We start from the raw sequence: 10955 nt of genomic DNA, 5'->3' as shown, positions 1-10955 counted from the left end.
CCCTTAAGTTCGCGCTGCCTCCCGGAAAGCCTCCCCGCGAACCTCGAAGTTCTCGAACTGGTCGTAGGAGGCGCAGGCGGGGCTGAGCAGGACGACGTCGCCGGGCCGGGCGTCGGCGCGCGCGGAGCGCACGGCGGTGGCCAGGTCGCCGCTGTCGTGCAGCGGGATCCCCTCGAGACCGTCAAGAGCCGAACGGATCGCTCCGGCCTCCTCGCCGATCAGGTAGACGGCGCGGCAGTGCCGCTGGACGGCGGGCCTGAGGGGTCGGTAGTCCTCCCCCTTGCCGATACCGCCGAGGATCGCGTGGACCGGCTGCTCGAAGGACGCGAGGCCGACCAGCGCGGCGGCCACGTTGGTGGCCTTGGAGTCGTTGACGTAGGTGATGCCGTCGCGCCGGGCGACCTCCTCGAGGCGGTGCGGGACGCCGGCGAACGTCGTCAGGCCCTGGCGCACCGCGTCGATCGGCAGCCCGCGGGCCAGCGCGGCGGCCGCGGCGGCCATCGCGTTGCGGACGTTGTGCGGGCCGCGCAGCGCCAGCTCCTCGACGCGCAGCAGCGGCTCGCTGTCCCACCACAGCGTGTCGGCGCGCAGCGACAGCTCGGCCTCCGGCGAGTCGCCGACGCACACGCGCCGCGCGCAGCCGCCGAGGTCGACGACGCCGAGGCCCTCGGGCGCGACCGCCACATCGTCATTGCCTTGGTGGGCGAAGACCTTCAGCTTGGCCTGGTGGTAGGCCTCGATCGACCCGTGGCGGTCGAGGTGATCGGACTCCAGGTTCAGCAGGACCGCGCACTCGGGCGCGAAGGAGATGGTGTCCTCGAGCTGGAAGGACGAGCACTCGCAGACGACGACGGCACGCTCGTCGCGCTCGGCCAGCGCGAGCGAGGCGTAGGCGGTGCCGACGTTGCCGACGACGTCGACCGGGACGCCCGCGGTCCGGTGCAGGTGGCCGAGCAGCTCGGTCGTGGTGGTCTTGCCGTTGGTGCCGGTCACCGCGATGACCTCGTTGGGCACGCAGCGCCACGCCAGCTCCAGCTCGCCGAAGACCGGCAGGCCGCGCTCGCGGGCGGCGGCGACGACCGGCGCGGTCTGCGGGACGCCGGGCGACTTGACGACCGCGCGGACGCGCTCCAGCAGCGCGACGCCGTCGGTCCCCGCGTGGACCTCCACCGGCGGCGGCAGCTCGTCGAGGCCCTTGAGGCGCTCGCGCGGCGCGCCGTCCAGCGCGAGGACCTCGTGCCCGCGCGCGTGCAGCAGCGCCGCGGCGGCGCGGCCGGAGCGGGCGAGGCCGACGATCAGGTAGGGGCCGGGCGGAAGCGGCGGGCGCGGGGACATCGGCGCAGGACGGTAGTCCTTCGCGCGATTGGGCATCCCCTTGGGGAATGGCCGCCCGCCTTCGACGGACGATCGCCATCCTGCTCATCGTCGCCGCCGCCGTCACCGGCGCGGTCGGCGCGCTGTCGCTCGTCCAGGGGGAGCGGCGGCTGTCGGTCGGGACGATCAACATCGGGATCTCGCCCTTCCACCACGGGGCGCTGGACGTCTACGTGCCGCTGGTCGACTGGGGCGCGCGCTTCGGCGGCGTGCGGCTGCCCGCGCGGCTGACCGTCGAGGTCCGGTCGGTCGACCGCGGCGCGGCCGAGACGTTGGCGCGCGGGCACAAGCTCGACGTCGACAACGTGCGGGCCGAGGCGCGCGACGCCGTCGTGTCGGTCATCGAGAAGCTGTTGGTCATCGGGTTGATCGCCGGCGTCGCGCTGGGCGGGCTCGTCGCCGCGGCGGAGCGGTCGGTGCTGCCGAAGGCGTCGGTGCGGCTGCGCTGGGGCGGGCTGATCGCGGTGGGCACGTCGCTGGCGACCGTCGCGGCCGTCGCGGTGCTGCTGCCGCCGCGCGGGCGGATCGCCGAGCCGACCTACTACGCCCACGGCCCGGACCTGCCGCGGGCGCTGGAGGCGCTGCAGTCCCTGCAGCGGTCGAGCACCGCGTTGGACCAGGAGCTCAACGGGCAGCTCGTCGGCCTGGCGCGGCTGGTCGTCGCGCCCGGGCAGCGGCCGGAGCTGAGCGGGCGTCCGCGGTTCGTGGTGGCCAGCGACCTCCACAACAACGTCCTGGCGCTGCCGACGCTGGAGCGCGCGACGAGCGGCCTGCCGCTGGTCTTCGCCGGCGACCTGACCGACAAGGGCACGCCGCTGGAGGCGTCGCTGGTCCAGCGGATCGCTCGCATGGGCAAGCCGACCGTGGTCGTCGGGGGCAACCACGACTCCGACACGTTGTTGAAGGACCTGGCGGGCGACGGCGCGATCGTGCTGACGCAGTTCGGGCGTCTGCGGCCTGACGGATCGCACGGGCCGATGGTCGTGAAGGTCGGCGGGCTGCGGATGGCGGGCTTCACGGACCCGTTCCTGCGGCGGGCCGACCAGCAGTACGACGACAAGTTCAAGGTGGGGCTCACGAACGCGGCCGAGGAGGAGTTCCGGCGCTGGTTCGAGGGGATCGAGGACAAGGTCGACGTCGTGGTCGTCCACGAGCCTGCGGTGGCGGCGAGCGTCCTGGGCGAGTTGCGCCGTCAGCCTCCCGACCACCCCATCATGATCATCGACGCCCACACGCACCACCTGTTCCTGCAGGCGGACCCGAACCTGCTGGAGGTCAACTCCGGGACGATCGGGGCGGGCGGCACCGGGAACCTGACCGACCGCTCGAACCTGTCGCTGGCGATCGCCACCTACCGGCTGCGGCCGAGCCCGCTGCCGCTGGCGGTGGACCAGGTGACGATCGACCCGGGCACGGGCGACACCTCGGCCCGCCGCGTGCGGGTCGACGAGCAGGTGCGGGGGATCCGGGTCGCCCAGTGACTGCTATGCAGTCACTACGCGACCCGGATCCCGAGGGCGCGGCCTAGTGGATCGACTGCTGGTAGATCGTGAACCCGCTGGCGGCGCAGATCGCCGCGATGATCCAGAAGCGCAGGATGATCTTGGTCTCCGACCACCCCAAGATCTCGAAGTGATGGTGGATGGGCGCCATCAGGAACACGCGCTTGCGGAACGTCTGGAAGCTGAACACCTGGATCAGCACCGACAGCGCCTCGACCACGAAGATCCCGCCCAGCAGGATGAGGATCTCCTCCGTCTTGGTCATGACGGCCAGGCCCGCGATCGCGCCGCCCAGCCCGAGCGATCCGGTGTCCCCCATGAAGATCGTCGCCGGGAACGCGTTGAACCACAGGAAGCCGACGCAGGCGCCCACCAGGCAGCCGGCCAGCAGCGCCAGGTCGTCCTGGCCCGCCGTGATGAACGTGATGCCGATGTAGGCCAGCAGCACGATCGCCGCGCAGCCCGCGGCGAGGCCGTCGAGGCCGTCGGTCAGGTTCACCGCGTTGGTCGTCCCCGCCACCACCAGGTAGATGAACAGCGGGTAGAAGACGCCGAGGTCGACGGTCGCGTCGATCGTGCGCAGGCGCAGCGTCGCGGGCAGGTCGGCCTTCTGCGTCGCGATGTACCACAGCAGCACGGAGATCAGGACCTGGCCGGCGAGCTTCGCCTTGCCGCTCAGGCCGAGCGAGCGCCGCCGGATGATCTTCGTGAAGTCGTCGGCGAAACCCAGGCCGGCGCTGAGCACCGCCGCCAGGTAGACGCCGACCGAGCGCCAGTCGTAGTCGCTCAGCAGCAGGAACGGCACGCTGATCGCCGTGAAGATGATGATGCCGCCCATCGTCGGCGTCCCCGCCTTGGAGTGGTGGCCTTCCGGCCCCTCCTCGCGGATGTTCTGGCCGAACTCGCGCTGCCGCAGGTAGGAGATGAACGACGGGCTCAGGAAGATGCAGATGAGCAGCGACGCCATCCCGGCGATGAGGACCTCGCCCACTAGGCCGTCCCCAGCCCCTGGGCCACGACCTCGAGGCCGACGCCTCGGGAGGCCTTGACGAGCACGGTGTCGCCGTCGGCCAGGCGCGGGCGCAGCGCGCCGACGACCTCGTCGGCGCGGTCGACCGCGAGCGTCTCGCCGCCGAACGCCGGGCCCATCGCGCGGGCCAGCGGCCCCACCGTCACCAGCAGGTCCACGCCGACGCCGCGGGCGTGCGCCCCGACCTCCTCGTGGAAGCGCACCTCGTCGGGGCCCAGCTCCAGCATGTCCCCGAGCACGGCGACGCGGCGACCGGAAGCGGACGCGGCAAGGTCGTCGAGGGCGGCGCGCATCGACATCGGGTTGGCGTTGTAGCAGTCGTCGACGACGACGATGCCTCCCGGCAGCTCGCGCCGTTCGCCACGAAGCCCGCTCAGAGCGACCTCCAGACGGCCCGTCGGCTCGACCCCGACGGCCCGCGCGGCGGCCAGCGCGGCCAGGGCGTTGCCGCGCATGTGGGCGCTCGTGAACGGCAGCTCCAGCCCGGCCGGCAGCGCGCGGACGTCACCCTCCGAACCGAACGTCACCGTCGTGACGCCCTCGGGCAGGCGCTCCAGGTGGGTCCGCAGCAGCGGCTCCTCGGCGGGGACGATCGCGGTCCCGCCCGGACGCAGCCGCTCGATCAGCTCGGACTTCGTGGCCGCGATCGCCTCGATCGAGCCCAGCAGCTCCAGGTGGACCGGGCCGACGTTGACGATCACGCCGACGTCGGGCTCGGCGATGCGCGCCAGCTCGGCGATCTGCCCGGCGCCGCGCATCGCCATCTCGAGGACCAGGACCTCGGTCCCGGCGGGCGCGCCGAGCACGGTCAGCGGCAGCCCGATCTCGGTGTTGAGGTTCAGCGGCGTGGCGACGACCCGCTTGCGCTGGTCGACCATCGCGGCCGTCAGGTCCTTGGTGGAGGTCTTGCCGGTCGAGCCCGTGATCCCGATCACCTGCGCGCCGAGCGCGCGGCGCCACGCGGTCGCCAGGCGCTGCAGCGCGGCCAGCGGGTCGGCCGCGACGAGGATCGCGCCCTCGCCGGACGGGTCCCGCACGTCCGCGAAGCCCTCGCCGACGACGACGCCCCAGGCGCCCGCGCCGAGCACGTCGGCCGCGTAGCGCCCGCCGTCCACGCGCTCGCCCGGCAGGCCGAAGAACAGGTCGCCCGGCCCGACGTGGCGGGAGTCGATGACGGCGCGGGTCGGGCCTTCGCCGCCGCGTCCGTGGGAGACCACCCGCGCGCCGGCGGCGGCGGCGATGTCCTCAGCCGTCCAGCCGCGCACGCAGCGCCTCCCTGGCCACCTCGCGGTCGTCGAACGGCAGCTTCACGCCGCCGGCGACCTCCTGGTAGGTCTCGTGCCCCTTGCCCGCGATGACGACGACGTCCCCGTCGCCCGCCTGCGCGATCGCGTGCTCGATCGCCTCGCGGCGGTCGACGATCCGCAGCGCGCCGTCCCCCGCCCCGGCCGCGATCGCGTCGATGATCGCCTCGGGGTCCTCGGAGCGCGGGTTGTCGGAGGTCAGGACGACGACGTCGGCGTGCTGGGCCGCCGCGGCGCCCATCATCGGGCGCTTGCCGCGGTCGCGGTCGCCGCCGGCGCCGACGACGACGATCAGCCGGTGATCGCCGGCCAGCTCGCGCGCGGTGCGCAGGACGTTGTCCAGCGCGTCGGGCTTGTGGGCGTAGTCGACGATGACCGCGAAGCCCTGCCCCTCGGCGACGGGCTCGAAGCGCCCGGGCACGCCGCCCGCGCCAGGCAGCGCGGCGGCGATCGTGGCGTCGTCGATCCCCAGGGCGCGCGCCGCGGCGATGGCCACGAGCGAGTTGAGGACGTTGAAGCGGCCGGGCAGCGGCGCGGTGAAGCGCACGCCGTCGACCGTGAAGTCGCTGGACGCCGGGCCGGCGTCCAGTTCAACCGCCCGCAGCACGGCGCCCGGCGCGTCGATCCCGATCGCGATCGCCTGGGGGAACTCCTGGGCCAGCCGCGCGCCGTACTCGTCGTCCACGTTGACGATCAGCGTCGCGCCCTGCGCGCCCGCCACCTCGAACAGCTTGCGCTTGGCGAGGAAGTAGTCCTCCATGTCGCTGTGGAAGTCGAGGTGGTCCTGCGTGAGGTTCGTGAACGCGGCGACGTCCCAGTGGATCGCGTCGGCGCGGCCGAGCGACAGCGCGTGGCTGCTGACCTCCATGACCGCCGCGGTGTCCCCGCCGTCCCGCATCGCCGCGAACATGCGCTGCAGGTCGATCGCCTCCGGCGTGGTCCGCACCACCGGGTGCTCGACGCCCGCCACCCACGACGTCACGGTCCCGACCAGGCCCGTGGAGCGCCCGCCGGCCTCCAGGACCGTGCGGGTCAAGAACGAGGTCGTGGTCTTGCCGTTGGTCCCGGTGATCCCGACCATCGCCAGCGCGGCGGTCGGATCGCCGTGCAGGCGCGCGGCGGCGGGCGCCATCGCGGCGCGCACGTCGTCGACCCGGACCTCCGGGACCTCCAGGTCCAGCGGGTGGTCGACCACCAGCGCGACGGCGCCGTTGGCGACCGCGTCGGGCGCGTAGCGGTGGCCGTCCGCCGTGAAGCCGCGCACGCAGAAGAAGACGGAGCCCGGCGTGACGGCCCGCGCGTCGTAGTGCAGCGCGGTGACGTCGACGTCCGGAAGGGCGCCGTCCTCGAAGAGGTCCCCCAGGAGCATCGCGGCGACCATAGCGAGGGAGGCCGTCGCGCTACTTCGTCGCGTCGACCGTCGGGGCGATCTTCTCGTAGCTCAGCGCGAACTGCGCGATCTTGCCGAAGGCCGGCGCGGCGACCGAGCCGCCGTAGATCGCGCCGTGCGGCTCGTCGACCATGACGCTGATCAGGAGCTTCGGGTCCTTGGCGGGCGCGAAGCCGACGAACGAGGCGACGTAGGCCGACTGCGAGTACTCATGGGTCGTCGGGTCGATCTTGTTCGCGGTGCCGGTCTTGCCCGCCAGCTGGTAGCCGGGGATCCTGACCTCGGAGGCCGTGCCGCCCGGCGCCAGGACGCCCTCGAGCATGTCGCGCAGCGCGGCGGCGGTCGAGGCCTTCATCACGCGGCGGGACTTCATGTGGTTGACGAGCTTGCCGTCGATCCGGCGGACCAGGTGCGGGGTCTTGAGGATGCCGCCGTCGGCGATGGCGCCGTAGAACTGGGCGATCTGCATCGGCGTGACCGCCTCGCCCTGGCCGATCGGGAGGTTGCCCATCGAGGAGCCGCTGTACTGCTCGAGCGTCGGGACGATGCCGCGCTCCTCGCCGGGGAGGTCGGTGCCGGTCGGCGTGCCGAAGCCGAACTTGCGGACGTAGTAGTCGAAGCGCGCCTTGCCCAGGCGCTGGCCGATCGTGATCGCGCCGACGTTGTCGGACTGCGCCAGGATCTGGCGCGTCGTCATCGTCGCCCAGCCGCGGTCCTCGGCGTTCTTGATCGTGCGGTCGGCGACGACGATCTGTGGCGGCAGGTTGAACGACGTGTCGGGCGTGACCTTGCCGTCCTCCAGCGCGCCGGCGACCGTCACGGCCTTGAACGTCGAGCCCGGCTCATAGGTGATGCCCACAGCACGGTTCTGCAGCGCGGAGGTCGGCGCGGCCGACGGGTCGTTGGCGTTGATCCGCGGCCAGTTGGCCAGCGCGAGGATCTCCCCCGTCTGCGGGTTGGTGACGATCGCGGTCGCGCCCTTGGGGCGGTAGGTCTCGCCGACGCCCTTCAGGACGCCCTCGACCTTGTCCTGGATCTTGGAGTCCAGCGACAGCTCGACCGCGGCACCGGGCTTGGCGGCCTTGAGCGTGTCGACCTTGACGTCCTCGCCGACGCCGTCGCGGACGACGCGACGCTCGCCGTCGGTGCCGTGCAGGACCTTGTCCAGCGAGTACTCCAGGCCGCTGGCGCCGTTGCCCGCCATGTTGACCCAGCCGAGGACCTGCGAGGCCAGGTAGTCGCCGGGGTACGCGCGGCGCTGGCCGGGCGCGAGGTCGATGCCGGGGATGTCGAGCTTGCGGATCTTGTCGGCCTGGTCGCCGGGGACGCGGCGCCCGAGGTAGACGAAGCAGCAGGCGTCGGAGAGCTTCTTGAGGACCGTGGCCTCGTCGGTGCCCAGGAGCGGCGCCAGCTGCTTGGCGGCCTTGCCCTTGTCCGGGACGAGGTACGGCGTGGCCGAGATGTCGTCGGCGGCCTCGGAGACCGCCAGCTCGACGCCCTTGCGATCGACGATCGTGCCGCGGTGGGCGGGGACGACGGTGTCGGCGGTCTGCTGCGAGGCGGCGGCCTTGGTGAGCATGCCGCCCTTCAGCGTCCCGAGCTGCAGCGAGCGCAGGCCCGCGAGCAGGATGAGGCCGAGGAAGAACGCGAACAGCAGGCCGATGCGACGCTCGACCAGGAGCATCGCCGGCTACCCCGCGGAGGGCGCGACGGCGCCGCCGGAGGTGGACTGCTGCTGTTGGGTGGTGGGTGTGACGGTGGTGGCGCCGCCGGTCGCGGCGCCGGTGGCGGCCGAGGTCGCGCCCGTGCCGGCCGTGGCGGCGCCCGTGCCGGTGGCGGTGCCCGTGCCGGCCGAGGCGGCGCCGGTCGGCGTGCCGGCGTCGCCGGTCGCCGCGCCGGTGGACGGGGTGCCCGTCGCGGTGCCGGCGGGCGTCGTCGCTGCGCCGGTCGTGGCGGGGGTGCTCGTGGCCGTGGTCGCGGGGCCCGTGGTCGCCGCGCCGGTGGTCGTGGCCGGGCCGGAGGCGCCGGCCGCGGTCGTCGCGGTCGTCGACGCGCCGGTGGTCGTCGCCGAGACGCCCGTCGTCGCGGCGGTCGCGGCGGCCGCGCTCGCGGCCGCCTTCTCGCGCGCGACCGCGTCCGGGTCGGCGGGCGTCATGCGGCGCGCGGCCGCGGCGGCCTGGGCGGCGCCGCCGGCCTTCACGTAGCTCGGGGTCGTCGAGGCCGCCGGGGCGACCATGCCGAGCGCCTTGGCGGTCTCGTCGATCTTCGAGCCGGCCCCCATGCCCGAGAGCTGCGCGCGCATCGTCGCGTTCTGGCGCTCGAGCGTCGACGCGCTCTGCACGGCGCGGCCGATGCCGGCGTTCAGCTTCAACATCGACACCTGCATGAAGACGATGCCCATGAGGCCCGCCGCGACGAGCGGGATCCAGAGGCGGCCGCGGATGAGGCGATCCAAAAAGCGCGAGTCCGCCATCCGGATCGTGCGCTCGATCGCGCGGATGATGAAGGGGTCGGGCGCGGCGGCGCGGCGGGCGCCGGACCGCGGGCGCGCGTCCTCCCCACGCCGCGGCTTGGCGACGGGACCGGAGACCCGGCGGGGCGCGCGCGGCGCGACGGTGCGCGGCAGCGTGCGGCCGGTGGCGGCGGCGGCTGGCGGGGTCATGCTGAGTGCTCCTCTTCCCTGAGCTTGCGGGCGGCGCGCATCCGGGCGGACGCCGAACGGGGGTTGGCGGCGACCTCGCCCGCCGTCGGCGCGATGCCGCGGCCGATCAACTCGGCCTCCGGCGTCCGGCCGCACACGCACACCGGAAGCTCCGGCGGGCAGGTGCAGCCCTGGGCGCGGGCGGCGAGGAAGCGCTTCACACGGCGGTCTTCGCCGCTGTGGAAGGAAATGCCTGCAAAGCGGCCATTCTGGCGCAAGATGCGCCAGGCCAGCGGCAGGGCCTCGTCGACCTGCCCCAGCTCGTCGTTGACCGCGATGCGGATGGCCTGGAACGTCCGCTTGGCCGGGTGGCCGCCGGCGAACCGGGCGCGCGCGGGGATCGCGTTGGCGATGACGTCGACCAGCGCGCTCGTCGTCGTGATCTCGCCGTTCGCGCGCGTGGAGACGATGCGGCGGGCGATCTGCGTCGCGTAGCGCTCGTCGCCGTACTCGCGCAGGATCTGCGCCAGGCGACGCTCGTCCCACGTGTTGACGACCAACGCGGCGTCCAGCTCCTGGCCCGGGTCCATCCGCATGTCCAGCGGCGCGTCGTAGCTGTAGGAGAACCCGCGCTCCCAAGTGTCGACCTGCATCGACGAGATGCCGAGGTCCACGTAGACCAGGTCGGCCTTGACGCCCTCGGCGAGGAGCTGGCGCAGGCCGTCGGCGAACGGCGCGTTGACGAAGCGCGTCGCGCAGGAGACCTCAGCGGCGAACGCCTCGAAGTGCTGCTCGGCGGTCGGATCGCGGTCGATCGCGATGAGCGTGCCGGTCGGGCCGATGCGCTCGGCCACGAGGCGGGCGTGGCCGCCGGCGCCGAACGTGCAGTCGACGGCGATCTGGCCGGGCTGCGGGTCGAGCGCCTCGATCAGCTCGCCCGCCAGGACGGGGACATGGGAGGCGGTCATGTCATAAGGGATAGTGAGCATCACGCGGAGGTGGGCGCGTCGAACGCCGCGGAGATGTCGAAGATGTCGGCCGCGAGCTGGTCGTTGTACGACGTCCAGGCCTCGCGGTTCCAGATCTGGAGGTGGTCGCCGGCGCCGACGACGGTCACCTCGCGGTCGTGCAGCTTGCCGTGGTCCAGCAGGAACGGCTGAAGCGGCACGCGACCGGCGGAGTCCAGCTGCGCCGGCATCGAGTTCGCGGAGAAGAAGGTCATGATCTTGCGCCCGCGCTGGCTCATCGGGTGCACGTCCTGCAGCGCGGCGCGGCGGAACTCGTCGTAGCCCGCGGTCGGCCAGATGGCGACGCACCGGTCGATGTCCTTGGCGATCACCAGGCCGCCCTCGAGGGCCCCTCGATAGCGCGCGGGAACCGTGAGGCGGTTCTTGGCGTCGAGGGTGTAGTCGGCCTGGCCGGTGAACGAGGTGTCCATGAGGACGTGCGCATCGCGGAAAGAAGGGGCCGGGGTGGAGGAGTGGGAGGAGCTCCTCCACCCCGGTCCGCAGAAGGCGTTCTATCCCACTCTCACCCACGATGCAACACCGATTCCACACTTTCCCCCACGCACAGACCCACACGTCGGGTTCGAGCCGCGCGATCCCTTGCCGTTGCTGGGTTCTCGCCGGTGGGAGCCGGTGGGGGGACATGCGGCCACCTGGCGCAGGCGCGGTTGCAGGAACGGCCCGCGCAAGGCGAGTTGCAGGATCTG

The 10955-nt window shown here is 73.1% G+C and carries 9 protein-coding genes; 1 reads left to right on the top strand and 8 read right to left on the bottom strand.

Annotated features, from left to right (window positions below):
• Window positions 1-3 precede the first annotated feature (3 nt).
• Entirely contained in the window at window positions 4-1335 is a 1332-nt protein-coding gene (gene murD, locus VFG42_RS02055) for a UDP-N-acetylmuramoyl-L-alanine--D-glutamate ligase (protein ID WP_324904730.1), read from the bottom strand.
• A gap of 47 nt (window positions 1336-1382) precedes the next feature.
• Between murD and VFG42_RS02050 the strand changes: the two genes are divergently transcribed.
• Entirely contained in the window at window positions 1383-2855 is a 1473-nt protein-coding gene (locus VFG42_RS02050) for a metallophosphoesterase (RefSeq protein ID WP_324904727.1), read from the top strand.
• A 43-nt stretch (window positions 2856-2898) separates the two neighbouring features.
• Here VFG42_RS02050 and mraY read toward each other — a convergent pair whose 3' ends face one another.
• The 7 genes from mraY to VFG42_RS02015 are packed head-to-tail and all read right to left on the bottom strand — an operon-like array spanning window position 2899 to window position 10679.
• A complete protein-coding gene (gene mraY, locus VFG42_RS02045) occupies window positions 2899-3867 on the bottom strand; it encodes a phospho-N-acetylmuramoyl-pentapeptide-transferase (protein WP_324904725.1) in 969 nt (322 codons plus the stop codon).
• Window positions 3867-5171, bottom strand: a complete 1305-nt coding sequence (locus VFG42_RS02040) for a UDP-N-acetylmuramoyl-tripeptide--D-alanyl-D-alanine ligase (protein WP_324904723.1) — start codon at window positions 5169-5171, stop codon at window positions 3867-3869. The genes mraY and VFG42_RS02040 overlap by 1 nt, the downstream gene beginning before the upstream one ends.
• Window positions 5152-6579, bottom strand: a complete 1428-nt coding sequence (locus VFG42_RS02035; protein WP_324904721.1) for a UDP-N-acetylmuramoyl-L-alanyl-D-glutamate--2,6-diaminopimelate ligase — start codon at window positions 6577-6579, stop codon at window positions 5152-5154. Before VFG42_RS02035 ends, VFG42_RS02040 begins: the two co-directional genes overlap by 20 nt.
• Before the next feature lie 31 nt (window positions 6580-6610).
• Window positions 6611-8284 carry a penicillin-binding protein 2 gene (locus VFG42_RS02030; protein WP_324904719.1) on the bottom strand — a complete coding sequence of 558 codons (1674 nt, stop codon included), beginning with the start codon at window positions 8282-8284 and terminating at the stop codon, window positions 6611-6613.
• A 6-nt stretch (window positions 8285-8290) separates the two neighbouring features.
• Entirely contained in the window at window positions 8291-9262 is a 972-nt protein-coding gene (locus VFG42_RS02025; protein ID WP_324904717.1) for a hypothetical protein, read from the bottom strand.
• Window positions 9259-10209, bottom strand: a complete 951-nt coding sequence (rsmH, locus tag VFG42_RS02020; RefSeq protein ID WP_324904715.1) for a 16S rRNA (cytosine(1402)-N(4))-methyltransferase RsmH — start codon at window positions 10207-10209, stop codon at window positions 9259-9261. The genes VFG42_RS02025 and rsmH overlap by 4 nt, the downstream gene beginning before the upstream one ends.
• Before the next feature lie 20 nt (window positions 10210-10229).
• The gene (locus VFG42_RS02015; protein ID WP_324904713.1) at window positions 10230-10679 is read right to left on the bottom strand and encodes a division/cell wall cluster transcriptional repressor MraZ; all 450 of its coding nucleotides are present in this window, start codon (window positions 10677-10679) and stop codon (window positions 10230-10232) included.
• Window positions 10680-10955: the final 276 nt, after the last annotated feature.

This window comes from Baekduia sp. (assembly GCF_035685985.1).
In the GTDB taxonomy this organism is placed as follows: domain Bacteria; phylum Actinomycetota; class Thermoleophilia; order Solirubrobacterales; family Solirubrobacteraceae; genus Baekduia.
Note: the sequence above shows the minus strand (reverse complement) of the source record. Positions and strands in the feature narration are given on the sequence as shown.

Coding starts and splice junctions, on each gene's coding strand:
- murD (WP_324904730.1), bottom strand. CDS start 1,335: ATGTCCCCGCGCCCGCCGCTTCCGCCCGGCCCCTACCTGATCGTCGGC.
- VFG42_RS02050 (WP_324904727.1), top strand. CDS start 1,383: ATGGCCGCCCGCCTTCGACGGACGATCGCCATCCTGCTCATCGTCGCC.
- VFG42_RS02035 (WP_324904721.1), bottom strand. CDS start 6,579: ATGCTCCTGGGGGACCTCTTCGAGGACGGCGCCCTTCCGGACGTCGAC.
- VFG42_RS02030 (WP_324904719.1), bottom strand. CDS start 8,284: ATGCTCCTGGTCGAGCGTCGCATCGGCCTGCTGTTCGCGTTCTTCCTC.
- VFG42_RS02025 (WP_324904717.1), bottom strand. CDS start 9,262: ATGACCCCGCCAGCCGCCGCCGCCACCGGCCGCACGCTGCCGCGCACC.
- rsmH (WP_324904715.1), bottom strand. CDS start 10,209: ATGACCGCCTCCCATGTCCCCGTCCTGGCGGGCGAGCTGATCGAGGCG.
- VFG42_RS02015 (WP_324904713.1), bottom strand. CDS start 10,679: ATGGACACCTCGTTCACCGGCCAGGCCGACTACACCCTCGACGCCAAG.